The organism is Candidatus Bathyarchaeia archaeon, from assembly GCA_041447175.1.
In the GTDB taxonomy this organism is placed as follows: Archaea; Thermoproteota; Bathyarchaeia; order Bathyarchaeales; family Bathycorpusculaceae; genus JADGNF01.
Genome location: CP166960.1, coordinates 358,096 through 383,264, shown reverse-complemented (window position 1 = coordinate 383,264; position 25,169 = coordinate 358,096). Strand labels below are relative to the sequence as shown.

At 44.3% G+C, this 25,169-nt stretch carries 24 protein-coding genes; 9 read left to right on the top strand and 15 right to left on the bottom strand.

Translation table 11 applies throughout. The annotated features are described in order from the left end of the window. The coding region (locus ACBZ72_01995; protein XES77660.1) for a hypothetical protein at positions 1-374 on the top strand (374 nt) is incomplete at its 5' end. 54 nt (positions 375-428) lie between these two features. On the opposite strand, the gene ACBZ72_01990 is transcribed toward ACBZ72_01995, so the two are convergent. The 5 genes from ACBZ72_01990 to ACBZ72_01970 are packed head-to-tail and all read right to left on the bottom strand — an operon-like array spanning position 429 to position 6,037. Beyond that, entirely contained in the window at positions 429-1,088 is a 660-nt protein-coding gene (locus ACBZ72_01990; protein XES77659.1) for an ABC transporter ATP-binding protein, read from the bottom strand. Beyond that, the gene (locus ACBZ72_01985; protein XES77658.1) at positions 1,081-2,721 is read right to left on the bottom strand and encodes a hypothetical protein; all 1,641 of its coding nucleotides are present in this window, start codon (positions 2,719-2,721) and stop codon (positions 1,081-1,083) included. Before ACBZ72_01985 ends, ACBZ72_01990 begins: the two co-directional genes overlap by 8 nt. Then, on the bottom strand, positions 2,718-3,899 hold the full coding sequence (locus ACBZ72_01980) for an FtsX-like permease family protein (GenBank protein ID XES77657.1): 1,182 nt from the start codon (positions 3,897-3,899) through the stop codon (positions 2,718-2,720). The genes ACBZ72_01985 and ACBZ72_01980 overlap by 4 nt, the downstream gene beginning before the upstream one ends. After that, positions 3,896-5,029 carry an ABC transporter permease gene (locus ACBZ72_01975; protein ID XES77656.1) on the bottom strand — a complete coding sequence of 378 codons (1,134 nt, stop codon included), beginning with the start codon at positions 5,027-5,029 and terminating at the stop codon, positions 3,896-3,898. The genes ACBZ72_01980 and ACBZ72_01975 overlap by 4 nt, the downstream gene beginning before the upstream one ends. Before the next feature lie 36 nt (positions 5,030-5,065). Continuing rightward, on the bottom strand, positions 5,066-6,037 hold the full coding sequence (locus ACBZ72_01970; protein XES77655.1) for a DUF1616 domain-containing protein: 972 nt from the start codon (positions 6,035-6,037) through the stop codon (positions 5,066-5,068). Between the two features lie 89 nt (positions 6,038-6,126). On the opposite strand from ACBZ72_01970, the gene ACBZ72_01965 reads away from it, so the two are divergent. From ACBZ72_01965 to ACBZ72_01930, 8 genes are read left to right on the top strand one after another with little or no spacing between them, the layout of a single operon-like run. Further along, positions 6,127-6,735, top strand: coding sequence for a DUF1616 domain-containing protein (locus tag ACBZ72_01965; protein ID XES77654.1), 609 nt, complete (start codon positions 6,127-6,129; stop codon positions 6,733-6,735). Next, positions 6,726-7,346, top strand: coding sequence for a metal-dependent hydrolase (locus ACBZ72_01960; protein XES77653.1), 621 nt, complete (start codon positions 6,726-6,728; stop codon positions 7,344-7,346). The genes ACBZ72_01965 and ACBZ72_01960 overlap by 10 nt, the downstream gene beginning before the upstream one ends. Next, on the top strand, positions 7,333-8,097 hold the full coding sequence (locus ACBZ72_01955; protein ID XES77652.1) for a hypothetical protein: 765 nt from the start codon (positions 7,333-7,335) through the stop codon (positions 8,095-8,097). The genes ACBZ72_01960 and ACBZ72_01955 overlap by 14 nt, the downstream gene beginning before the upstream one ends. Further along, entirely contained in the window at positions 8,055-8,360 is a 306-nt protein-coding gene (locus ACBZ72_01950) for a hypothetical protein (protein XES77651.1), read from the top strand. Before ACBZ72_01955 ends, ACBZ72_01950 begins: the two co-directional genes overlap by 43 nt. After that, positions 8,357-10,318, top strand: coding sequence for a hypothetical protein (locus tag ACBZ72_01945; GenBank protein ID XES77650.1), 1,962 nt, complete (start codon positions 8,357-8,359; stop codon positions 10,316-10,318). The genes ACBZ72_01950 and ACBZ72_01945 overlap by 4 nt, the downstream gene beginning before the upstream one ends. Next, entirely contained in the window at positions 10,315-11,220 is a 906-nt protein-coding gene (locus ACBZ72_01940; protein XES77649.1) for a DUF4350 domain-containing protein, read from the top strand. Before ACBZ72_01945 ends, ACBZ72_01940 begins: the two co-directional genes overlap by 4 nt. After that, positions 11,204-12,148, top strand: coding sequence for an AAA family ATPase (locus tag ACBZ72_01935; GenBank protein ID XES77648.1), 945 nt, complete (start codon positions 11,204-11,206; stop codon positions 12,146-12,148). The genes ACBZ72_01940 and ACBZ72_01935 overlap by 17 nt, the downstream gene beginning before the upstream one ends. Positions 12,149-12,160: 12 nt before the next feature. Next, entirely contained in the window at positions 12,161-13,702 is a 1,542-nt protein-coding gene (locus ACBZ72_01930) for a DUF58 domain-containing protein (protein XES77647.1), read from the top strand. Positions 13,703-13,969: 267 nt separating this feature from the next. On the opposite strand, the gene ACBZ72_01925 is transcribed toward ACBZ72_01930, so the two are convergent. The 10 genes from ACBZ72_01925 to ACBZ72_01880 form a co-directional block, all read right to left on the bottom strand. Further along, the gene (locus ACBZ72_01925; GenBank protein ID XES77646.1) at positions 13,970-14,212 is read right to left on the bottom strand and encodes a class I SAM-dependent methyltransferase; all 243 of its coding nucleotides are present in this window, start codon (positions 14,210-14,212) and stop codon (positions 13,970-13,972) included. A gap of 286 nt (positions 14,213-14,498) precedes the next feature. Then, positions 14,499-16,082, bottom strand: a complete 1,584-nt coding sequence (locus ACBZ72_01920; GenBank protein XES77645.1) for an oligosaccharide flippase family protein — start codon at positions 16,080-16,082, stop codon at positions 14,499-14,501. 49 nt (positions 16,083-16,131) lie between these two features. Next, entirely contained in the window at positions 16,132-17,385 is a 1,254-nt protein-coding gene (locus ACBZ72_01915) for a polysaccharide pyruvyl transferase family protein (GenBank protein ID XES77644.1), read from the bottom strand. A gap of 113 nt (positions 17,386-17,498) precedes the next feature. Continuing rightward, a complete protein-coding gene (locus ACBZ72_01910) occupies positions 17,499-19,295 on the bottom strand; it encodes a hypothetical protein (protein ID XES77643.1) in 1,797 nt (598 codons plus the stop codon). Positions 19,296-19,305: 10 nt separating this feature from the next. Beyond that, on the bottom strand, positions 19,306-19,932 hold the full coding sequence (locus tag ACBZ72_01905) for a class I SAM-dependent methyltransferase (protein ID XES77642.1): 627 nt from the start codon (positions 19,930-19,932) through the stop codon (positions 19,306-19,308). Between the two features lie 128 nt (positions 19,933-20,060). After that, on the bottom strand, positions 20,061-21,224 hold the full coding sequence (locus tag ACBZ72_01900) for a glycosyltransferase family 4 protein (protein XES77641.1): 1,164 nt from the start codon (positions 21,222-21,224) through the stop codon (positions 20,061-20,063). Further along, the gene (locus ACBZ72_01895; protein ID XES77640.1) at positions 21,224-22,312 is read right to left on the bottom strand and encodes a Gfo/Idh/MocA family protein; all 1,089 of its coding nucleotides are present in this window, start codon (positions 22,310-22,312) and stop codon (positions 21,224-21,226) included. The genes ACBZ72_01900 and ACBZ72_01895 overlap by 1 nt, the downstream gene beginning before the upstream one ends. Then, positions 22,309-23,292 carry a glycosyltransferase family 2 protein gene (locus ACBZ72_01890; protein XES77639.1) on the bottom strand — a complete coding sequence of 328 codons (984 nt, stop codon included), beginning with the start codon at positions 23,290-23,292 and terminating at the stop codon, positions 22,309-22,311. Before ACBZ72_01890 ends, ACBZ72_01895 begins: the two co-directional genes overlap by 4 nt. 36 nt (positions 23,293-23,328) lie before the next feature. Then, positions 23,329-24,090: a glycosyltransferase family 2 protein gene (locus ACBZ72_01885; GenBank protein ID XES77638.1), complete on the bottom strand. Its 762-nt coding sequence runs from the start codon at positions 24,088-24,090 to the stop codon at positions 23,329-23,331. Beyond that, positions 24,071-25,168: a DegT/DnrJ/EryC1/StrS family aminotransferase gene (locus tag ACBZ72_01880; protein ID XES77637.1), complete on the bottom strand. Its 1,098-nt coding sequence runs from the start codon at positions 25,166-25,168 to the stop codon at positions 24,071-24,073. Before ACBZ72_01880 ends, ACBZ72_01885 begins: the two co-directional genes overlap by 20 nt. Position 25,169: the final 1 nt, after the last annotated feature.

Here is a 25,169-nt window from a genome sequence, read left to right as displayed (position 1 = left end):
CGCCAAACGCAACCAGCCCTAACGCGACAATGACCCTGCGAATCATTAGCGGAGCCATGCCAACCTTTGGAGAAGCCCCCTGCTGGCTAGTCATCACGGAAGACGACATGTACGCTTACACAACCAACGCCGCAAGTGGAACCATATCCACATTCATGATTTCCGACACCGGCGGCCTTAACCTCTTAAGCGCAATCGCAGCCAAAACCCAAACTCCAGCGTTGGATATGGCTTTAAGCGAAGGCAACATGTACCTCTACGTTCTTAACGGCGACAGCATAACCGGCTTTGAAGTGTTCCCCGACGGCGGCTTACACCAAGTAACCGACGTTTCAGGACTGCCTGACTCAGCAACGGGCTTAGCAGCAAAGTAGCACAAAATAACACAGCCATCACCCATCCCCTTTTTCTTTTTCCCCAACACAAACTTAACGTATTTGCCGCAGACGCCCCTCTTTAAGAAGGTAATCTTTGGAGGTGGGCAGCTTCTCGTACAAATCGGTTGAAGTCATAACCACCGACACGTTTTTTTCTGAACTGATTTTACAGAACAAATCCACCAGCAACGCCGAGTTCTCGTCGTCCAAGCTGGAAGTGGGCTCATCAGCCAAAACAATTTGGGGGTCATTTGAGAGTGCCCGCATCAACCCAACCCGCTGCTTCTCGCCGCCGCTCAAATTCTCGGGAAACCGCGCCGCCAAGCTCGTTAACCCAAAATAACTCAGAAGCTCCATGACGCGTTCTTTACGTTTCGACTTAGCCACACCAGCCAAGGCAAGTGGAAGCTCGATGTTTTCCATAACCGTCAACGACGGGATAAGGTTGAAAAACTGGAAAACAAACCCCACATCTTCCAGCCGCAGCCGCGACAACTCCCCATCTCCCCAGCCCCGGACGTTTTTGCCCAGCAACGCGACTTCACCCTCGTCAGGTTGCTCAAGCAGCCCCATGATTTTGAGCAGGGTGGTTTTACCGGTGCCTGACTTGCCTCGTATGGATATGAACTCGCCTCTTTTCACGGACAGGGAAACCTCTTCAAGCACGTCTCGCCCTGCAAACCGTTTGGAAACACGGGTCAAATCAATCATGCCCGCCACCACAATTAACCTGCACTTCCCCGTTGGAGTATACAAGATTTAACGCGTCGGTCTGGGCGGTCCAGTTTTTTGGCAGCTCCACGCCGTAGCCCAAATTGAAAACGTACCCCGACTTAGCCATCTGCCCATAAACCACCAGTACCTGAGGCGCCAAATCCCCTTCAGCATTCAAGTACTGAAAACCCTTAAGGGAATCCACGTGCACCCCGAAGTAGTCTTGCAAAAGCAAACAGGTTTTGGCGTCGCCCCAAACCGTCAAGTTAGCTCCCGCAGTTGCTGTGGCAACCCATGAAGCCGCTTTAAAATCGGAGCCCCGATAAAGCCAATAATGCTGCAAGTAGCGTTCCTGAAGCGAAACTGACCCGTAAGCGCAAAACGCGCCCAACCCGACGACGGCAACAAGCGCCACAGCCACGGCTGAACGAACAAACCCTCGCCGCAGGCGCCGCTGAGTCTCGGCAGAACGCCAAAGCACCGAGAAACCCACGGCACATAACAACGCCAACGGTAAACAGAGAAAATTCAAAAGCCTAAAAAACAAAATTGACCACGCTGACCCAGCGAAAACTGCAAACCCACACAAAGCCAAAACCGCGCCCAACCAAAAAAGCGGTACCTCACTCAACGCGGTTTTTTTGTTAAGGAGAGTTTCGGCGCCTAATATTGCCAAGGGCACTGTAACAAAAAACGGAGAAGCATACACCAAGTAGTGGGGGGGTATTGGGGGGACGCCTGCGACGATGGACCGATTCAAACCCAACAAGACCAAAAGCACAACGATGGCGGCAGCTGTAGAGCACGTTAAGACAGTGCCTGTGAGGGAGGGCTTGTAGATTCTGAGGGAAAAGAATAGGGAGAAGGTAAACGCAAGAACCAGATAGGATGCGGCAGAAAGGTAATCGCTGGTTGCAAGGCTGTAGTTCAGTCCTGCATGGGCAAAAACTCCCATATACAGCGCTGTAACCGCCGCCAAAATCAAAACAAGCCCCAAACGGTACTTATCTAAACTTAAGCCTTGCCTGATGCGGCGTGCCTGAACCCCAACTGCAAGTGTAGCCAAAACGACGAGGGCAACCGCATTGGTTAAATGATGGGACATCACCAGCCCAACACAGGCAACCGCGAAAAGCAACGCAGTTCCCCATTTGGCTCCGCCCCGCCGTATACAAAACAAAAGCAGGCACAACATAAAGAGGGGGGCGGCGTAGGCTTCTTTGGTTACGCCTGAAACAAAAACCGAATACGGATATATCGTTGCTAAGATTAGGGCGCCAAAAAAGGCAGTTGTGGAGTTTTTGGTGAGGACATAGACTAAGGCGAAAAAGACAATCACCGTTAATGCAGCCGCCAAAGGAACACCCCAAGCGGTCGCGTCAAAAGCAGGTATCCCCAAAACCGCGCCGAAAGCGACCCCGAAAAGGCTGTTGGCGGGCCAGTAATTGTTGTATTGGTCAAAAAGCGGGCTGTTTAACGGGATGGGAGTGTTTTCTGAGAGGATTTGCGCGTTTTTGATTGGCGCCCATGCATCGGTTGAGTAGGGTTCGCCGCTGAGAAGGGTTGGGTAAAGCCGCATACAAACGGCGACCAACGTAACCACCAAAAGCAGAAGCAGGGTCTTCTTCATGGCTTCCCGCTCCAACGTGTTACGCCTACAGCGACCAGCAACCCGATGAGGATAAAGTTGGCGACGAAAACGGAGGGGTTAAACGTGAAGCAGATGCCATGCGACAAAACCTGCAGATAGCCGCCATTGCCTAAAACTGTCAAGATGCCCGTTGCCAAACTTGCACCTAACAGGGAGGCAGCTAACGACAGGAAGAGGAGTTTGATGAGGAGGTCTGTTTTGATTTTTCTTTGAGAGGCGCCCACAGTTCGCATAACGGTGATTTCACGTTTGTGTTGGTCCAGAAACAGCGTTAAGGCGCACATGGCGGTTCCTCCTGCTAAACCCAACACCATCACGGACAGAATAAGAAAAGTGTCCTGGGTTACGCCGTAGTTGTTGAGGTAACGTTGCATAAAGGTTTGAGTGTCTTCAACACCTAAGTCATCAATTTGATAACCGATCTGACTTAGAGAAGGAATAAGGTCGCTTAAGATTGTTTGAGTGTTCGTGCTGGGGGTTGAGTCAGGTGATGCATGGCTTGCGAGGGCGCCATAAAGTCCTGCGGCGCTTAACTTGCTGGGGTCAGTTTTGACGCGGATAAGGCTAACATAGTTGTAGCTTGAACCTCTGAGCCATTGCCCAACGTAAAGCGGAACCAAAGCTTCATCATCCATAACGGAACCTGACACATAGATGCCAACTACGTGAAGTTCCACAAACTGCGAAGACAAAACCCCAAACGCAAGAAAACGGTCACCCACACTCAAATTCAACCGTTGCGCAAAACCCTTACCCACAATCACCCCATCAACACAAGCAACATCCAATAGGTTACCCTCAAGCATCGTTAGGGGGTTTATTTTCGTAAACTCTTCAGACACTACACCTCGAATAAAGACGGATTTACCGTTGACAACACAGGGGGCAATTGCTTCAGGACTACAAACCAAAACGCCATTAAGGGAACCCACCGTGTCGGCAAGACAAGCAGGAAGCACACCTGTAAAAGGCGTCCGCCCCGCATTGCTGTAAACGGCGATTGTGTCTTTGTCTTCACCCAAGTAAGCTGAGAAACCATTGTAGATGCCCATAAAGCTCTGAGCCGTGACCAGAAAAAGCGTTGAGGTTAACGCTAATATCAAAACCAAAGTCAAAACCCGATGGCTGTTGAGGTATCTAAACCCAAGCAGGCTCATAGGGGACTCTCCATGGGCGTTGTGTGGGTGGCTTTGAGGGCAGGATAAAAGCAACCCACGATGGAAGCGACAAAAGCAATAGATATTATCTGCAGGCTTTGAGAAGCCTCCAGAAACGGCGTCACCTGCATGTTCGACCAAACCCACCGCACCCCCGTAGAGACCACTTGGGCTCCGGCTAAACCTATTGCCAACCCCAAAATTGAACCAAACAAAGCCACTACAACCGTGTGGGTTAGAACAATCTGGAAGAGAAAGTGGCGTTTGCCGCCTAAAGTTTTAATCATCGCTAACTCGTAGCTTGCCTCAGCAATTAGCCTGCTGGCAACTATGTATGAGGCAGCAACCACAACAACGTAGACAACTACCGACCACAAGTTGAGGAAGGAAAGAATCTGGCTATTCACATCAACAGCAAAGGCGGCCAGTTGCTGAACCTCCACAACTTCCACGTTGGCAGGCAAAACGCTACCTAAACTTGCGATTAAGGCATCGGCGTCATCCGCATTTTTGGGGGCAAACCCGACGATTGAAACGGAGCAGTTTCTGGCTGAAAGCGCATCAAAAACGGAAGAGGGAAGGACTATTTCGGAGTCAACCTGTGTACAAGTTCGAACAACCCCTGCAATAGTCACGTCAACGACTCGGTTGTCTACAGCTAAGCTGATTTCTTCGCCTAAACTACAGTTGTAAAGGTTAGCCACTATTTCGCCAACATTGATTTGGGTTTGATTTGCAGCGTAGGTGCCGTTTATGTTGGCATTTAGGGTTTTGAGGAAAGTCTCAGGGCTTTGGACACCGCACAGGATAACAGAGTGGGCACCTGAGGATGTGTGAAGAGTTGCTTGTAGAAACGTTTGTGCAGTGACCGCCTTAATGTCGGTGCGGCTCTGTAGCAAGGCAACAACAGCAGGGTCTACTTTGCTGTCTATTACTGAATCAGCGGTTGCATCCATAGCTATGTACGTTTTTCCTTTGTTGGCAATTTGGGTGAGGGCAGTGGTTTGGGAGTTGACGTTGTTAACCAGCGAAGTCACAGCGGCAACTAACGCAATTAAAAGTGCAATTGCTAAGATGTTTGTCCCAGTTCCTTTTCGGCGAAAAAGCATTTTGATGGCTATTGACTGCATGTTCCTTTTCTCCAAGTCTCAAAGGTTGCTCCACGGCTAAACTGCGGGGGAAGTTACGTTAAACCTGATTTGGCACCATCGGTCATGGTACTGGTTTTGGTTTGTAGTTTCATTGTAAATCCAGAGCTCAAACAGGACCGGTTGGTTTTGGCCTGGCTGAGTCAAGGTCAAGTCAATAGGGAAAAGCCAAGTGCCATTGTTTGGCACCACTTTGTTAAACTGCATAATTGGCTCAGTGGATGCAGGATCCACGACGGTGGCATTGTCCCCAAGCTTAACTTGTACTTCGTAGTACATGGGCTTGCCCATCTGGTTCCCAACATAAACGTTAAGTTTGAAGGGGTCACCTGCAACCACATTAGAAGGATAATCCGCCAGTTTCAGGTTTGGTCCCAGAACCCCAAGTTCAGAAAACTGCTCGCCCATTTGTTTAGGCAGAAAAAAAGGCAGAACAGCAAAAAACGCGAGGAGGATGGTTAAAGCCAAAATTGCGGCGCAGGTTTGTTCGCCCGTCACGATAAGCTTCGTAGACTGCGAGGAAGCAGTCTTGGTTTGCACATGGTAGTTTTTTCTGAGGCGCAGCCAAGTTTTCCAAAAAAAAGGTGGACCCCAAAAATACACTGCAACGCCCACTGACAGCAAGCTGACCACAATTGCCACAACTGCTACGGGCTGTTGAAGTAAACCTTCAGCCTTTAATGTTAAGGCTTGTTCTGTTACGTTTTGTGCGAGGACTTGAGCGTGCAAAGCAAGCTGTTGAGCTTCTTGCGGATTGGTCAAGCTTAGCGTTTGAGCTTGAGAAGTTAAGTTTAAGGCAAGATTAAGCTGCTCGGCGAGGTTAGTTGTGTTGGCGCCTTGATTGTCGGCTTTAAGGAGGACTTTGTAGGCGTCGTGCACAGAGGTGGATGCGTCGTCTACAGCAGAAGACTGCCCATAGACAAAGACAACTGCTGGCGCCAAAGCAGTTAGCATCAGAAACAATGCAAGCTGCTTTTTTGTAACCTTCATGCCCTTTCCGCCTCTTCGAGGTCGAATGTTAACATAACGCATATATAAAAATTCTATACGAAATGGAATACCATGGGAGAAAGGATGAAGTGAAAAGCAACGCCGCTGTAGCACAGTTAGAGAAGCTAGTTAAGGATGCAGCGGACTCTTTGGACAACCCAACGCTTGGGGAACTTGTTGACACCCTCGTAACCGACAAAAAAATGAAACCTAAAGACGCAACCAAAGCCGTCTACACGATGTGGAAGCAAGGGTCGTTAAACCTCTCTGAAGCCAACCCACCATCCACGTTAACACGGTACATGTTCAATTTGGAGAACGCATGGTTTTGGTTCTTAACCGCACTGGTTGCAGTTACGTTCGTTTTCGTTTTCACAGTTAACGCTGCACCTCTTTTGTATGTGAGGTATGTTCTTGGGGGCATCTTCGTCTTGTTTTTGCCAGGTGCCATGCTAGTGACAGCATTGTACCCCAAAAGCGAAGATATGGACGGATTGGTTAGGTTTGCTTTAGCTATTGGTTTAAGCCTGGCCATCGCGCCGCTTGTGGGGTTAGCTTTGAACTATACGCCGTGGGGCATCACTTTGCCGCCGATAACGGTTGTCTTGGCAGTGTTAATTGAAGGCTTGGGCTTTGCGGCACTTGTACGAAGGTTCCGCTACCACCAACTGAGCCTGAAGGGAACCGATTGGACATAGTTTTTCATATGGTTATTCCGGCAATGCTGGCGATAATTGCAGGGGTAAGCGTAAAAAAAGCCCTGCTGCTTGCGCCAATAGCGGTCATTCCCGATTTGGACACTGCATTTAATGCCCACCGCCTGTACCTGCACACAATCTTCATCCCCATAGCCATCATGGTGGTGGCGTGGGTTTGCACTCGAAAACGCGGCTGGAAACCGTACGGGGAAATCTTGTTTTTAGCATCGCTGTTTTATTTGAGTCATCTTATGCTGGATTTCTTTGGCGGCCCAGTGGGCATTTTGTGGCCATTAACAAACATGGGCTACGGAGTAAATGTCGGCCTAAATGTTACACAGCAAGGCATAGTGCCCATATCAACAGTTAAAGTTCAATTCATCCAACAGGAGATATCTTACCCTAACGCCATAATCGATGTTGCGGCAGCGTCAACGCAAAGTGTAGCGGTGGTGATTATGCTTTTTGTGGCGTTAGTTTTTTCAAAGTTCGGAATTCGAACAAGTGTTAAAAAGGAAGATAACCACACTGATGAATCATTGAAATTAACCAGAACAAACATAAATCTGACTCAGAACAAAACTAATGGTGTATGCAGTGAAGACAATTAAAAGCTACTACACTATGCTTGGAGCAGGCTTAGCTATAACAGGCACCCTCCTCGCCGCCACCGCACACCTCATCCTACAATCCACCCCCTTAACCGCGCTAGGCATCTCCACAATCATACTCGCAAGCATAGCATACACCATAGGAAGAGGACAACCAAAAATCCCACCTGAAGCCACCGCCCTACTCATGCAGGCTGGAATCGAAAACATAGCAGCCCTCATCGAAGAAATAGGCCTAAAGTCCAAAGCCATCTACTTACCCTCCACCATGACAAGCGGCAAACCCCAAGCCCTCATCCCCCTCCACTCAAACCCCCACCCACCCAAACTGGAAAAAACCGTCCTGCCCAACCGCCTCATCGTCAAACATGGTCCAAACCCCGAAGACGTAGGCTTACTAGTCACCACACCCGGCTCAGAAGCCGCAAAAACAACCCCTCCAAAACCCCACTCCGCAGCAAACGCAGGAGACGTGGAAGCCGCCCTCACAACCGTTCTTGCAGGCACCATCAACTTGGCAGACAGCACATGCGTCGCCATGGAGGGTGAAAAGATTTTGGTTGAAGTGGGTAATCCACGTTTGGAGCACCGCAAGATGTGGGTGTACGAGAGTTTAGGCACCCCGTTGGCGTCGATTGTGGCTTCGGTGACGGCTGAAGTTCTAAACAAACCCGTTTTGGTGAACAGCGAACAGCATCTCAGAGGTAAATGTGTGGTGGAATTAAAAATTGTGGCGGGGCAAAGCTTCTGAGAAAACTCGAAAGATACCTCGCCTCATTAGCCGTTACTTACACGTTCACCACGGTTGCCCTTTCGTTTTTAAGCGTCAACAACCTTGACCTTTACGTCGCCCTGTACATATTGGAATATTTTACACTAACGTTACTGCATTCGCCCCTACAGCCTAAAACCCAAAAAACCTTAAACCTCCTCAGCTACGCCCTCTTTGCGGTCTTTTTGGTCATCTTTATGTTGAAGGTTCTGGAGATAACTTGGGAGGTCACCTTCTTTTGAAAACATTCACAGCAGCTACCTTGGTACTTCTGACCCTTATTTTAGCCACAGTCACCCTTCCCATGACAGCGCAAGGCAAAGGTGCATATGTGCCTCATGAAGACCCCAGCACCGCCGAAAACACTCTTGACGGATATGCTTTCCTCACAAACTACGCGGATATACTGGCGCTTGTCGCATCAAAAGATTACCAAAATGCAAGCAGTCTTATCGACAAACTCAATTACCTCTCAATACCCGAAGACGCACAGTACATAATTAACCGGTTCAACAACCTCACGCAACAATTAACCAGCACCCTCAACAGCCTTGAAGTACAGCTAAACCAAGCCCAAACCCTGCTAAATCAGAATCAACTCTCCGAGGCAAACCAAACACTCAAAGAAGCAGGCATCCTTGCCGCCAAAGCCCAGATTCTTTTAGACGACATCCAAGAAGCCACCGTCACACTGAGCAAAAAAATAGGCGTATTTGCTGAACCAACACAGAACAAAATCAGAGAAGCCTACAGCCGGCTCCAAACCATCCTCCAGCAACTAACGAAACTTCTGCAAAGATACCACGAACTTTTGACGACCCTTAACAGCGAAATGCAACAAATCGACACCAACCTGCTACCCACACAGTTAACCCTCAACGTTAACGCAACAATAGTCTTTGTCGGTGAACAAATTATGGCATCAGGAACGCTCAAAGCACCCAGCCAGAATCTCCCAAACAGAGAAGTAACGCTTTTTTTGAATGACCAACAGGCGGCAACAGCAAAAACCGACCCCGAAGGGAAATACCAAGCCGTCGTGCAGATACCTTACAGGTACATTCACAACATGACCCTCAGAGTTGTCTACACGCCAACCAGTGACGACCGCGAATGTTACTTAGCTGCTTTAAGCCCCACCGTAACGCTCATCATCTTTTATTACCAAACAGCCTTGCACCTCAATGTTGCGGACAAAGCCTACCCAGGACTGCCGACAAACATAAACGGCAACGTCACAACCGGAGACGGAAAAACTGCACCGCAAAGAACCATAAAAGTTCTTCTGGATAACATTTTATTGACACAAGGGAAAACCGACAAAAACGGCTTCTTTGAAATGCAACCCACCATAAGTTCCCTAACGCCCACAGGAAAACACCAAATAACCTTAACGGTTGAAGCTCTAGACATCTACCAAGGAACCACCCAAACAGCTACCCTAACCGTGGAAAAAATCGCCACAAAAATACAGGTTCAAGCACCCACTTTTGTGCTGTTACCAACAGAACTTTTCGTTGAGGGCAAAGCAGCATCAGCAACCATACCCCTTCAGAACGCGGAAGTTAACCTCGCCGTCGCAGCCACCTACGTCACAGTGAAAACAGCCCCAGACGGAAGCTTTAACGCAACAATAAACATCCCATTGAACACGGTACTTGTGGGGGTTCAAGATCTAAGCATAACCGTCAACCCCGCAGAACCATGGTGCTCCTCAACCCAAGAAACCGTTAAAATTTTCGTCGTCAGCTCCGCAAATGTAGGGGTTGCATCAACCGCATGCATTGCCCTTGGAGCACTACTATACACAAGAGTGGCTAAACCCAATTTCAAAGCTAACAAACCCAAACCTCCTGAAGAGGCAACAACCAACACACCTACAGCCCCAACCGTAGCACCCCAAAGCCCTGTTCTCAAACCTGAATTCAAGCCAAAAGGAACAAAAGGCAAAATTATAGACGCATACCTCAAAGCTTTAGGCACAGTAGAAGCAGCAACTGGAAACAAACTGGAAACACAGATGACGCTGCGGGAGTTTCTGCAGCAGACACAGTCAAAAATTGGCGACGCCGCGGATTCATTTGCACAGTTAACGGGGTTAGCGGAGAAAACCTTGTACGCTCCACATATGCCAAACGATAAAGACGTTGCCAAAGCCCAACTGCACGTTTCCAACATCATAAAGGTGCTGCAGAAATGAAAACGAGCTTATGTTTACTCACCACCACGGTAGTTATTGGTTTGGCTATGCTTGTTTTAATTTGGGGTTTTCCACCAAACGGCGACTTTGGAGTTGAAAACCCTTTCTGGAACGGACTAACCACGGTCGAGAGCCAAGAAAACACCACTCCGCTAAAGGCATTTAACGAGTTACCCGTAAATCCACTTGGAACCACCCTGTTTTTGGTTCCGTATGAACCGTTTTCGGAGGCTGAACTTAGGCAGCTGAAAAGTTACGTCAATGATGGTGGGACGTTAGTAGTAATGGATGACTATGGCTATGGAAATCAGGTTCTGGGCGACTTAGGTGTAAACATGAAGTTCACGGGAGAACCCCTTTTGGACCCATTGTTTGATTACCAAAATAAGTGGTTTCCGAAGATAACAGACTTCACCCAAAGCCCAATGACAAACAACGTCAGCAACATAATTCTCAATCATGCAACCAGCCTAAATAACACTGCAGACGCCATCGTGGTAGCATACTCTTCCACTTTCAGCTTCTCAGGTACCAACGGCAACGAAGAGTGGAACACAAACGAAAGCAACGGACCATTACCCGTTGTCGCCTACCAGAGAATAAACCAAGGCGTAGTAATCGCGGTAGCTGACCCTAGTATGTTAACTAACGGCATGATAAAAATGGGAGACAACAGCCAATTCATCCAAAACGTTGCCTCGTTTCAAGATGAAAAACCGCAGGTTTTTGTTGACCAAACTCATTTACCAAAAACCGCTTTGGAGGAAGCGAAAAAAAGCCTGAGTGAGGTTTACGGCGCAGTTTCGAATCCGTTGGCGACATTAACCTTAATAGCGGTTGCATTAGCAATAGCGTTAAGACCAATTTGGTGGAGGAAGGAAAAACTTGGGAGAAAACTTTGAAACACTAAATGTTCCAGACAGAATTTTAAATGAAGTATCAAAGGTCGTTATAGGCAAGGACGAAATGAAAGAAATGCTGCTGGTAGCACTCATCAGCGAAGGACACATCCTAATCGAAGGACTGCCTGGAACAGCAAAAACTCTGCTGGCAAAAACATTTGCCCAAGTCATAAACGGAGAATTCAAACGCATACAATTCACGCCAGACATGCTACCTGCCGACGTAACAGGATTCTACCTCTACGCTCTCAACGGCGGGTCACGCTTCGTCTCTGGACCATTATTTGCCAACATTGTATTGACCGACGAACTCAACCGAACCACACCCAGAACCCAAGCAGCCCTCGTTGAAGCCATGCAAGAAAAACAAGTAACCATTGAAGGAAAAACCCACCCACTTCCAAAACCATTCATGGTTATTGCTAGCCAACTCCCCCACGGATCCGAAGGAACATATCCCTTAGCAGAGGTCCAAGTAGACAGATTCATGTTCAGAGTCTGGAGCGATTACCTAAGCAAAGAGGAAGAGAAGCAAGTTGTGGCAAATCTGGATTACATTGAAGACCCCGACTTGAAAGCCGTTGTTACCCTTGACGAGATTTTGCAGCTACAACGAGAAGTAAAGAAGGTTTATGTCGCCCCGAAAGTCAACGACTACATAAGTTCGCTTGTCAGGCAAGCCCGCCAAGACCCCGACGTCATAACAGGCCCCAGCACCAGAGCAAGTATAGCCTTGTTCAAAGGTTCCAGAACGTTGGCGTTTCTACAAACAAGAGACTACGTCATACCCGACGACGTGAAAAAATTGGTGCCTTCAGTGCTCACTCATCGAATACGAATAAAACCTGAGGCAGAAATGGAAGACATAACCCCCAAAATCATTATTGAAAGGCTGCTAAAAGAGGTTCCAGTCCCAAAAATAGACTAACAGTGAAGCTAAATGGCACTGCTCACAACCAAAAATTTCGTCAATGCGTACTTGCTGGCAGTTTTTTTGTTGGCGATTCTTTTTTCTCCGCCCCCACAGTTGTACATAGCGCTGATTCTATTTGTCCTCCAACTCTACACCGTATACAAACCGCCAAGAATAACCCTAACGCTACCATCAACCATAAGCACCCTCGTCTTCACGCCACTAATACTGGAACCTTTAGCTGGAAACCTCTCTCCGCTGGTTATTATTCCAGCCCTTTACCTGCTGGACCAAAACCTAAAAGAAAACACAAAAACACACGTGTTTAGCCCCCCCCAAAAAACAGGAAAAAAAGCCACCCTAACCCTAACGGCTCTAACAACAGCGTTAATTGTCTTGTCGGCAGCGTCATTTCTGCTATGGAATCAGACTTTGGCATTAACTACAGCCATTTTAATGGTGTACATCACCGCCATTTTAAGCTACATCACCATCAAGGTGCCCAAAGCACCGCTAACAGAAGCCAAAACGTTTAGCAGAAGTTTAGTCGGCGACACCCAAAACCAACTCATAACACTGCATGGAAAAGCAGGTGCACCATTGACAGTTTTCCTTAACCCACAGGAGCCATGGGTTCAGGTTGAGCCCACAAACTTTGAATTGCAAAAAAAAGGCAAAACGAACATCAGATTAAGGTTCACCCCACCGCTTGCAGGACCATCCACCCTTCAGATACAGGCAACAACCATGGATCCATGGGGATTAACCAAGACAAACCAAAAACTGCAGCCCGTTGAACTCCACATTATTCCGAAGGCTAAATATGCCCAGTGGCTGGCAAAAAAATTCCTTGAACAAACAGCATCAGGAATTTCACTCACAACCGTCGTTTTTCCCGACAAAGTGCTGAGGGCGGCTAAAAGAGGAGGAGAGTATCAAGGCAGCAGGATGTTCCAAGCTGGAGATAAACTGAGGGATGTGGATTGGAAGCATTCGGTTAGGCTTAACGAGTTGGTATCAAAAGAGTTTGCAGACTTTCAAGGGCAACCCGCAATAATCGCCGCGAATTTAACGGTGAAAGACGCGGAGGAAGCGGATGTGTTGGTGTCTAATTTTGTGATGACTGCATTAACGTTAGCTAACGAGTCCTTGACAACTGCTTTGGCCGTCTATAATTATAAAGAAGTTTTTGCAGTATCGCGACATGTTAACCCACGAGAAGCACTTAAAAAAACGTTAAAGCTTTCAGAAAAAATAACGCATATGGAACCAGCGGAGAGGTTTTTACAATCAACTGAGGCTTGGAGACTAAAAAGAACTATGAGCCAACTGGGGCAAGCAGATGTAGAAGCGTCTCAGCGGCTGTTGGGTATGCTGCAGTTGGAATATCAAGCGCACCAGCAAGAAACAGCAAATAACCCGGCTATTAGAGCATTATCAAAAGTTACAGAACACATCCCACCACCCGCAATAATCACCGTTGTGCCTTCTTCAGGTCAGGATGCTGAAGGGTTAGCAATGGTTCTGGAGAAATTAGAAAAGAAAGGTTACACAGCCGTAACGGTGTAACTGACTAAAAAACAGCTAAATACTATTTTTGACAGAGAATTAGAATGGCAGAGGAAAGGTCTACATTTTTGTAAAACAATCTATCAAAGAGCGTCATTACTGAAACGTTGTATTTAATGTGGCTACCAGCCTTGTCCAAGATTTTGAAATTGTAGAAAGATAATATGTCTATCAATGCACGAACCGTAAACAGATTAATGTGCCCACTATATTTAGCTCTATATTTTTGCTTAGATGGCAAACCAAGGTTAAATCGAACCAGAAGGTTCAGTGTAAGGGGCTGAAAACCTGCAAACAATAGAAGCCATTGATCCAGCTTGCTAAATTAGGAGTAGATATAAGAAAATACCCTCTTGGTTTTAGAACCCGATAACATTCTTTGATGAACTGGTCAGTATTCCATAAATGTTCAATAACCTCCGTAGCGGACACAAAATCAAAGAAGCAATCATCAAAAGGAAGTTGGTCACGGTTCAGGTTAGCCTTTATTCCAGTTATGTTGCTGGGCAAGTGTGCTCCAAAAGCTTTTCAGAGGCATCGGTACCGTAGACCTCTAGCTGGCGGGTTTGAACTTTTACGGCATTAGACTAACGTTATGGTTGCGAACAAAATGGCAGATGTCGTAGTGTAGGGAAGAGGGAACCCATGTCTCGAGCATAATGTTCTACCGCCACAGAGGATCAAATGCATATTAGCAGTTCAAGAGTTAACTAAAATAATAGTTGCGGTTGGAATCAGCTTCCACTTCAGCACACGCCACATACAAATCAACTCAGCATTCTACAAAGTACATGCATTAATCATGGAGGTGAAATTCAGCCCAAACCAATAACCTCTTTTGATAACCAAAAAGTTTCTTGGCAATAAAACTAATCAAAGGCAAATCTCCAATTATCCGCGACATTTCTGCAAGTTCACTTCTATTTACAATCCTAGTCAAAGGCATGAGGCTAACAAAAACTGCGAAATAAATTAACAGTCCAAAAACCAATGCAAATAACGAGCTTAAGGGGAAAAAGAAATTGAAAGTAAGCACAGGAAAAGTAGAAAAAGTAGCAACTGTATAGATTTTTAGGAGCATTCTCACATCAAAGCTTATTTTAAGATAACGCAATCCAACATGCAACGAATATATTGAGGCAACTATACTGGATATTAAATTTGCAATTATGACGCCAGTTACATCAAAGGCTTGAGCGAGAATGGGAGATAAACAAAGAAGAAAAATGAAATTGAGCAGAGTCACTTTCAAAAGCCAAGTTGTTTTACCTAACCCAGTGAAGAGACTATTCAAAGTTAGATAACCTATACCAACAAGAAGATAGGGCAAGCAACTCAAAGACAAAAAGAAAGGAGCAGAATGATACTCAGTTCCATAGATTAACTCCACAATCGGGGTTGAAAATAAAATTAAGAAGATTATAGAAGGGACTATTATGAGGCAAGTATATTTTGTTACTCTTTTGAAGAACATGTTGACTAATTCGGGAGATGATTCCAATTTGGAAAAAGCAGGCAGAAGAGCGGTGGAAATTGAGGTGAGTATAATCAGTAACAGTGACGCAAAATTATAGGCTGCTCTAAAGTTACCGATAGCCGCATCGGAAGAAAAAAAAGCGAGAACAACTTGCTGAAAAAGGGGAAACAAACCAACCAAAACAACGGAAGCATAAACAGGCATACCAAAACGAAACAGTTTCTTGAACGTCTCAGAAAAACGGTGCTGCCCCACAGTTGTCCCCCGCCCAACATGTTTGAAAAACCTAACCAACAGGAAAACCCCGAGGACTGATGCAACCAGCAAACCGCCGACATAACCAATCAGTGCCCCTGTTATACTAAAGCCAAACAGAACTAAGCCAATCTGAAGAGACGCCCTAGACAACGCCTGCACATTCGTGATTAACGCAGAATACTCCGACCTATCTAAACCTACAAATGCCGAATTAGCAGTGCTGTACACCACATGAAAAACCACAGAGAACGCAACCAACTGTATGTAAACGCTGAGTTCAGGCCTGTTTATCAGCAAGGCAAAATAGTCTGCAAAAATAACCGTTAGAAGTGCAAGAGCCACACCTATTGCTAACCTAAGAAGCATCCCGCGACGAATTATTGTTGCGACCTCAGCCGTTTTTCCTTCTTCACGAAAACTGGCAGTAAATTTAGTCACACCAGCACTAATTCCTAAATCAGTTAAAAGCATTAAAAAGGTGGGAACCACTATAACCAAACTAAATTGCCCATACAATTCTGGACCCATAAATCGACCTAAAAAAATCACAGAAACAGCCAAAATTATCGAAGAAAGGGCAGTCCCCGAAAACAAGAAAAAACCACCCCGCGCTGACTCTTCAGTTATCTTTGACAGCTTTGCCAAAAATTACACTATATCTCCAGCAACGCACCAACTGCAAACAAAAGAAGAATCAGCGTCTATTCTCAGATTTTTCTACTATGTCGCAAACAACTTTACTATAGGATAAGGATAGAGCCTTAGAACATTCAACTCTTGAAGACAGGCGACGCTTAATCTCTTCTTTATTAAACCAAGCTTTCTCGAAATTTCGTTTCAGCAAAGAAAGCAGAGCGTCTGGGCCATAGCCTCTAACATCAATTAAAAGGTCAGGCAGACAAAGTTGGTTTCTGAAAAGTTCATTGTATTTTTCACCATAGGAGAGCGCGAGTGTCGGAACCAAAGCTGATGAAGGCAACAGAGCACCATGAAATTTCCAACTGACAACAAATTCAAAGTTACCAATCAACCCTTTAATTACCGTGGGGTCACATTTGCCGGGGATTATGTGAACAGCATTTTTTTGATGAACCCGCTGGTAGATTTCTTTATTCGTTATTTCATCATTCCAGTATACACCGAAACCTGTTTCCATAGGTATCAAACATACGTAAACACCAAATTGACTGACAAGCCAATCAATAAACTGCGCCACTAAATCATAATACTGAGTAACCGTTTGCCAAACATAAACCCGCGGCACAACACCAACAAAAGCATGGTTTCTAACATCAAGCCCAATTTCCTGAGCTACCGAAATTATTTTTTCCTCAGAAGCAGAGGGCAACAGAAAAGCCATATCACTCAAAGATAACACTTTTGGCTTATTGATACCCAAGTTTTTAACGTAACAAAAACTTCTTTGATCTCGAGTTGCAACTACATAAACATTATTCAAAACCAAGCGTGTTAAAAACTTGAGCACAGGAGAGTTAATTGAACCTATAGAGGAAGGCCCCACCAGTATGGGTTTCTTTATGGTTTTTTCAGCCATGAAAATCACGAACAGAACAGCACCACATTCAACAAAACCATGAAAAGATTCGTTTAATCGATCAGGTATCGTATCCAACACGACATCAAAATCTTGAAAAGGAGACTCTTTTTTACGCAGGGGATACAATAAAGCGGATGATAGTTTCGACAAAGAGAGTAAAAAACTAAAAAACTTGGGCAACCCGCTAAGAAAACTGTTCGTTTCTAGAAGCTGTTTTCGCCAACCGTCTTTCCATAATTTCCTTTGTCGAGTGTACCAAGGATGTGGACATACTTTGACCCCAAAAGTTTCATAAAATTTATCGACTTCAACGTTTCCACTTAGAAGAGTAATTTCAGCATCGGGCAAATAATGCTTTATTCCCATAATGTGACCAATGACAACCGCCATGTCGCCTTTGTTAGATGACCCGGTTACGTTAAGGAAGAGAATCTTCTTCGGCATTAAACCAGCTTACGAATAACTTTTGCCAACGAGTAATCTCAGATTTGGTCTGATTTGTTTTAACCTGAACCTTTCACGTAACTAACGGTAAATTCAGAATTATCATAAACTCGCAAAACACTTGGGTCATCAAGCAGATTTTGCCAGTCTAAATCGTTCCAGCGCCATGAAGATTGATAATCTGCAAACACGACTGGTAAAAGAAGCCTGTCCAACTTGTTAGTTAAAAAGTATGTGTCATCACTAAAATTATTGCCATATTGATCGTATGTGCCATATCCGAAATGATCAGGAGCCTGATATTGATCATTTGTGCCCCACCTGATGTTTCTAGGTGTTTCTCGGATACCTGTACTGATTGAGGAGAGAGCATATTGCATGACTCGAATTTGACATATTTGGCTCTGACCATTATTATAAGTGGTAAACCAGCTAAAACCTACAACATCCATTGAGGTTATCTGTTGATTGTATTGTCGTGTAAGTGGAGACGCGTGTACATTGAACAGCCCCAACAATAGCGCCCCGAAGATAACTATCGTAAGGAATGGAACGGAGAATTTTTTGAAACGTACCCGAGTAAAACAATCGTAACAATAAAAGCCGTTAAGCAAAGTTGCCCCTAAGACAGCATAAAAGAGCATTCGCCGAAAAGAACCAATTGACGGAATAAACTCAAAGACGGGTAACAGCAGAAGAAAAACAATAAGAATCAACATAGGAAAAAAGTACTCGAAACTTATTTTTTTCCGGCGTGAACTTATAACAAGGATTATTATAACCCCTGAGAGGGCAATGTACTCTGCTTCTTGACCAAAACCTATCAAAAACCGCTCAACTAAATCAAAGGCACCAGCATTTGCCTGTTCTGCAACCTCGATATATGTAGATAATTCACCGATGGATGTTCTTTGGATAAGACTATTGACACCTTGTGAAAAGACTCCGACAACGGTAGTCCATATAAACCAGACGATGGACAAAATAAGAAAGATGTACCATGCATGCCCGATTTTGTTAGCATAAAAGTGTTGAATTAAAGTAATTCCTAATAACAGTATCGCAATTGAAAATACATCAACTGGATGCGCAATTGGAAGACTCAAAAGAACAGGAACTATCAAAAGAAGCCAACTGAAACTGTTACTTTTGGCAGTCAATAACCGGTACACAATAAAGACAACAAATGGGGAGTAGAGAAAAAGAAGAACAGTTGGAGTACACATCGATTGAAGATAAAGGAATAAAAGGGGAAAGGAAAAAGCAAGAGTAAGCAAAGCTTTTCGGAAACTGTTTGTGACGCTTTGGGCTAAAACGAAAAGTCCAAGTTGATAAAACATAAAAAAGAAACAGGGAGCAAACATGGATATTAAACGAATATCTAAACTTGTTAGGTAACCGACAGAAACAAACAGGATTGAGAAACCCGGGTAAAGATTAGAAAAAGGCTCATATGTGTTAAGGGGCAGTAATGACAAATCGGAACTAATGTTACTGTAAGTTTGAATATCTTTTGTTAGACCAAAGAATTGTGCAGAATCTGTTATTCCATAAAAATAATAACCTCTCAGGACTGGCAATATTAGGATGAGACTATTTACGCAAATAATCAAAAGCACTCCAATAACCCAACAACGGTTTTTCACATCAAAGAAGACCCGACGCAAAACAAGAAGTAAGCTAAACAAGTAAACGGCTCCGAGAACAAACCAGAAGAACAAAGGAAAGGCTGCATAAAGATCTATTTCATAGCCTGAAGCGAGAGACATCATAGAGACTGTGACTAAGGCAACTGCGAACAGAAAAACACCAAAAAGACTGAAGGCTACATCAGTTTTTTCGAAGTTGATATACAAAAAGACCACGTTAAGTTTTCTGAGCCAAGATAACTAGTGTAGACTTAAACGATGACCTAAACAGGGTAAGCCAATAAAAGTAATAAGCAAGTTTGGAGACGCCAACAAAACGCCAAGATTCAACGGTGTTGACGAATTTAGCATGTTTCACAATATACCCGTCTTTTAAGATGGTCAACAACTCGTCAATGGTGTACATGCGAAAATGCTTATCCTCAGACAAAAAATCTTGTGTTTGTTTTCCAAACATGCATTTAAACCGAGAAACTATATGTGCAAAATTTGGTGTTGTGAAAATTAAACTACCTCCATTCTTGAGTATCCGGTGAATTTCGGAAAAAACATGCTCAGGGTCGTCAATTATGTGTTCAAGAGCGTCGGTGAATATGACTACATCAAAGAAGGAATCCTGAAATGGAAGAGGCGCATCAGGAGTAAACTTTACACCTTCAATGGCTTCAATGTTTTGTGAAGACAACTGCAGTTTAACGTCGTTTTTTAGTTGAACATCGCAGGCAGTGATCACGTGGTTTTTGGCACGTTTTCTAATCATAACGGGCAGCATACCAAGACCTGTACTTAGGTCAAGTATCTTTAATGGTTCAGCAGTACAGAGAGTTCCTTGAAGCAACTCCATGATCTTAATGAATCGTAAGGATTTTTCCGGGTCATTACAAGGGGAGCGTGCATACTTTGTTGTCCAATCTAACATTTTCTACAACCTTTAGGATATTGGTTGTTACTAATGCTGATCTGGAAAAGCAATCACGAATCACAGAGGTTAAACTTGAAGGATTTTGCTATCATAGCGCTATAACGCTGCACCATTTTTTCGTTCCCATAGATCTCCTGGATAAGGTAACGCCCTTGAATTGCAACATCATAGAGTTTAGGTGAATTTATCGCTTTTAAAATAGCTATTGCCACACCATGAGCACTGTTTTCTCGGATCAAAAAAGCATTGACGCCATCTTTCACTATGTCAGGGATTCCACCCACGGAAGTGGCAACTACAACTGTTCCACAGGCCATAGCTTCTTTCATAACCTCTGGAATACCGTCATCGTAAGTCGGCACAACAACCACTTTAAGCTTGTTAAGTAAGTTGGGGATATCTTCATCCGCAACGAAACCCAACAATTGCACATGACGATTTACCTTTAAAGTTGTAATCTCACGTTCAACTGCTTGTTGAATAGGTCCAGTGCCAGCTATTACGAATTGAACATCGGGTTTTTTCTCCAAAACAGAAGGCATTGCCCGAATAAAATTCAGTATGCCCTTTTTAGGGTCTAAACGCCCAAAATAACCTATCAAATTGAGACGTTCATTGGGAGGGATTATTATTCTATAACGCGAAAAATCAACATCTCGTGCCACAAGCCAAGCTATCTTCTCTTGATAACGCTCAAGCTGGTCCCACTTCATTAAATTCGTACGACCTTCACAGATAATTACATCTGCTAAAGGATAATTGACGCGAGACAAAGCGGCACTCATCGGCTTAACTACTCGTTCCCAACGTTTGATAGCGGATAAACGTTGTTCAAGCAGATAATTACCCCCAAACTGATAGACAACAACCCGTTTTCGAAGCAATTTAGCAACCACGATAGGTATCTGATTGAATATGACACCCGCATGAAAAAGGACCAAGGAAAACTTTTTTGACAACTTCACTAAGCAGACAGCTTCATAGATTTGATCAACCAGTTTATGCATTACTTTTGATGGAGCAGATGTACCTTTAAATACAGGAAGTTTTGTGAGGACAACTTTTTCACCATAGAAATTTTGGAATCCTTCACCAGTTATAACAAAAATCTCGTTGCATGAGGGAAGCAAGAGGCGGATGAAATTGTCGAGTCCCACCTTTTCGTTAAAAGCTAAAGTGGGTACAGTAACTACACAAACGTCAGGTTTCTTCATCACTGTTGGATAGCTACTGCTTTTTGTGTAGTAGACTGGGCAGAACTTGTCAGAAGCTCCAATATCCTGACTACTTCTTTGCATTTTTCAAGCTCTACAGGAAAAGGGGCGTTATCGTTGAGGTGGCTAATGCAAGCACGCAGGAGAAAACGGTGACCCTCAGACAACATTTTATATCTACCCACCAATGCATTAAAAGCCACTGACCCAAAGCTGCTTGACCTCTGAAGACTATCTGCTACAAACCATTTTGCTCGGGCAGTAGGTCCCAGAATCATGTCAGCTGCTTTATGGAGAACTACGGTTTGGGTGCAACTTTCCGCATCAATGACGCCTTTCTTTCCAATAATTGTCAACCTATGGCTAGCAATAGGTGAATTGTACGACAAACCCAACAAACCTATCCGGTTAGCTGACGTTAAAATCGCATGAAGTTCGTCAGCGGTTACATAAGAAACATCAGACAGCTTCTTCATAGAAAACTCTATACTCTCAGGTTTATCTAAATAGTCCAGTAACATCATGACCAAATGTGGAGTGATCTCGCTAAACAGAATCCCCGCCGGCAAACCATGAACCCAGTGATTGGATTGAACGTATCGTTCTCTCCGAAAATTCACCAAATACTTTGTTTCCACCGACACAAGGTCACCTACGGTGCCTGCCTCAAACATTTTCTTGGCTCTTCTAAAACAAGGCAGATATGAGTAAGTGTGCATTGGAAAAATGGGAACATCATTTTTATTTGAAAGCCGAATTAGTTCATCCGCTTCTTCCAATGTAGAAGTCAAAGGTTTTTCTATAACACATGGAATCTGGTTTTCAATAGCTAACGTAGCAAGCGGTGCATGAGATTTTGGCGGTGTGCAGATGTCAACTAAATCAGGTTTTACTTCAGCAATTGCTTTCTTAAAATCAGTGTACCGGTTTTTCACATGAAACCTGGCGCAGGCGTCTATTCCTTTTGCATCGTCTAATTCACAAATTCCCGCCACACTCACGTCCTTGAAGTTGGTCAAAAGTGGGAGGTGAAGCATTGTAGAAACAAAGCCGCAGCCAACTACTAACACTCGCAATTGGTTTTTCATAAGTACCAATCTTTTGATATTAGGGATGAAGGAGCCAAATAACCCAGTAAGTAACCAAAAGCGATGAAACTTAAAGAAAAAAAAATTACCGAAGTTTTACGCAGGTTTGTTGTGGGGTCCGTGAATATTTGTTTGCTCATTTCGGGTATTACAGTTACCCAAAGCTTGGTAAAGATCTCTTTTTCAGGCGCAAGCAATTTATTGTTAGCAGAGTAAAACTTTTTTAGGCTGCCCTTAGTGCGACCGCCTTGAAAAGACATTCGTGCTATGAATCGACACTTCAGGTTTTCTTGGGGTATATCATGGTAAACCACAACCTCAGGGTCATAAAGGATGTATCCGTCAAAACGGCGGCTTAATCTCAGGCATAATTCAGTTTCTTCACCTATCTCACACCAACGGCTTTTGATTTTACTTAGAGGCCCCAAAGTTATGGATAAACCGCCTACAGCTTGGAAAAGTTTTTTTCTAAAAGACGCATTCGAGCCACTGATACTTCGCACGCCCTTTTTTTCTTTTATCATACTGACAAAATAACGGTTACAGCCAATTATCCAATCGAATTCTTCAGGGAACCACTCAGGCATACGTCCACTTGGAACAATTGGTCCAGTTACTCCGATGATGTTGTCGTCTTCAGAGTAATCAGCGACCAAATTTTCCGCCCAACATTCGGGAACAAGTGTATCATCATGAAGGAAGGCAATTATGTCACCCTTTGCTTTACTCACACCTAAGTTAACCTGAAATGAAGAACCAATTTCGGTGTACGTTTGTATAATTCTAACGGCTGACAGATGTTCTTGTTCAATGAATTTGCAGATATGTTGAAAAAGGGAACTGCAGTTTTCCACAACAATTATTGTTTCTATCGAACCAAAAGTCTGGTTTTTTATACATTTCAACAGTCGACATAACTGGTCATATCTATCCATTGTATAGGAGGGGATTATTACGGATAAGGTAGGCGTATCTGACAATACGGATACTCTCAATTGCTACAGCTTAAAATCCAATTAGTGCCGATTTTCAACTTGGCTATTTGGTGTTACTCTGCCTTTTATGACTGCCCAAAAAGAGTTATCTTTCCACACAATCATGTGGCTGTAACCAAGAGCACGGTCAAATTTTTTTGTGACGGGAACTTCTTTAATTTTGAAGCCATTTTTAACTACTTGGGCATATAAGTAATTCTCTAATGCATATTTGTCAAGGGATGGCTGCCAGAGATTGATTTCTCGTATTATTTTTATATAAAAAGCCCTAAACCCGTTTGAGGCGTCAGTTGCAGGAAACCCGCTTACTAACCTGAAACCAAGCGTGTATAGACGGGTTAGAAATGTTCGTGAAAAAGGCATATTTACTGTTCTTTGCCCACCTAAATATCGAGAACCCTGAACAAAATCACATTCGCCTCTAAATAGGGGACCAATAACTTTTGGGATTTCTTTGGGGTCATCTTGGCTATCTCCTGCCATTATTGCACAGATATCGATTTTGTTTTGGAGGGCAAATTCTATTCCACGTCTAATTGCTATTCCAACCCCCCGTTTTGGACCGTTATCTAATACAATAGCACCTGCTGAAGCCGCCATTTCTCTTGACAGGTCTACTGTGCCGTCATCGACCACAACCAAAACACAGTCTACAAATCCTGCACCATACTTGTATATGCCCGAAACTAGAGAGTGAATTCGCTTTTCCTCGTTAAGGACGGGTAAGATAGTTACAACGCTGGGTCGAGTAGGATTATTTGCTTTAATTATTTGTGGTGACAAACCTTTTTGTGACTTCAGCTATCAGGAGTATTTCGTCTTCAGTAAGTTCAGCAAACATTGGTAGAGATAGAATCTTTTTAGATAAATTCTCCGCGCAAACCAATTTCTGCTTCGCATACATTCCGTAAGCTTGTTGCATATGTATCGGGATTGGGTAATGAATTAAAGCCTGCATGCCCTGTTTCTGCAGCGCTACCTGTAATTCATCTCTTCGTTCTGTTTGAATAACATAGAGATAATATACAGATTCAGCCTCAGGAATGCAGCAAGGTAGTTGCAATGTAGACAGGTTATCAAGAAGATGAGTATACTGGTCGGCTATTTTTTTCCGCATTGCATTCCACTGGTCTAGATGTTTTAATTTCACCGACAAAACAGCCGCTTGTATCTCGTCCAGCCGCGATGTGTAACCAGGCTCAACGTGAATATTTAATGCTGCTCTTCCGTGGTTACGCAACTGCTTGACTCTTAACGCAATATTTTCATCATTTGTCGTGATTATTCCCCCATCACCGATGGCGCCTAAGGGTTTTGTTGGAAAGAAACTGAAGCAACCAGCAATTCCAAACGAACCCACTTTTTTCTTTCTGTAGATTGCTCCGTGAGCTTGGCTGGCATCTTCAATTATTTTCAAATCGAATTTGGTTGCTAACTCTGTTACCTCGTCCATGTTTACAGGTTGACCGTAGAGATGAACTGGGATGATAGCTTTGGTTTTGGGTGTTACCTTCACGTTTTCGAGGTCAATGTTGTAGGTTTTCGGGTTTACATCTATAAAGACAGGGGTTGCGCCTGCATGTGTTACGGCTTCAGCTGTGGCTATGAAAGTGTTCGTGGGAACCAAAACTTCATCGCCAACCCCGATGCTTGCGGCTTTAAGGGAAATGGTTAGGGCGTCAGTTCCGTTAGCTACGCCTAACGCAAACTTTGTTCCACAATATTTGGCGAATTCTTTTTCAAATTTTTCCAGATTTTTATCCAGTACAAAAAAGCCTTCATCAATTACTCGGTTTACTTCCCGTTTTATTTCGGATTTGATAGACTGAACCTGTCGATTTAAATCAATCAAAGGAATCATA

Bases quoted from the DNA above. Each gene is read 5' to 3' on its own strand.
- ACBZ72_01990 (XES77659.1), bottom strand. From the start codon at position 1,088: ATGATTGATTTGACCCGTGTTTCCAAACGGTTTGCAGGGCGAGACGTG.
- ACBZ72_01985 (XES77658.1), bottom strand. From the start codon at position 2,721: ATGAAGAAGACCCTGCTTCTGCTTTTGGTGGTTACGTTGGTCGCCGTT.
- ACBZ72_01980 (XES77657.1), bottom strand. From the start codon at position 3,899: ATGAGCCTGCTTGGGTTTAGATACCTCAACAGCCATCGGGTTTTGACT.
- ACBZ72_01975 (XES77656.1), bottom strand. From the start codon at position 5,029: ATGCAGTCAATAGCCATCAAAATGCTTTTTCGCCGAAAAGGAACTGGG.
- ACBZ72_01970 (XES77655.1), bottom strand. From the start codon at position 6,037: ATGAAGGTTACAAAAAAGCAGCTTGCATTGTTTCTGATGCTAACTGCT.
- ACBZ72_01950 (XES77651.1), top strand. From the start codon at position 8,055: ATGTGTGGTGGAATTAAAAATTGTGGCGGGGCAAAGCTTCTGAGAAAA.
- ACBZ72_01940 (XES77649.1), top strand. From the start codon at position 10,315: ATGAAAACGAGCTTATGTTTACTCACCACCACGGTAGTTATTGGTTTG.
- ACBZ72_01930 (XES77647.1), top strand. From the start codon at position 12,161: ATGGCACTGCTCACAACCAAAAATTTCGTCAATGCGTACTTGCTGGCA.
- ACBZ72_01915 (XES77644.1), bottom strand. From the start codon at position 17,385: ATGGCGGTTGTCATTGGTCACATTATGGGAATAAAGCATTATTTGCCC.
- ACBZ72_01905 (XES77642.1), bottom strand. From the start codon at position 19,932: ATGGAGTTGCTTCAAGGAACTCTCTGTACTGCTGAACCATTAAAGATA.
- ACBZ72_01900 (XES77641.1), bottom strand. From the start codon at position 21,224: ATGAAGAAACCTGACGTTTGTGTAGTTACTGTACCCACTTTAGCTTTT.
- ACBZ72_01895 (XES77640.1), bottom strand. From the start codon at position 22,312: ATGAAAAACCAATTGCGAGTGTTAGTAGTTGGCTGCGGCTTTGTTTCT.
- ACBZ72_01880 (XES77637.1), bottom strand. From the start codon at position 25,168: ATGATTCCTTTGATTGATTTAAATCGACAGGTTCAGTCTATCAAATCC.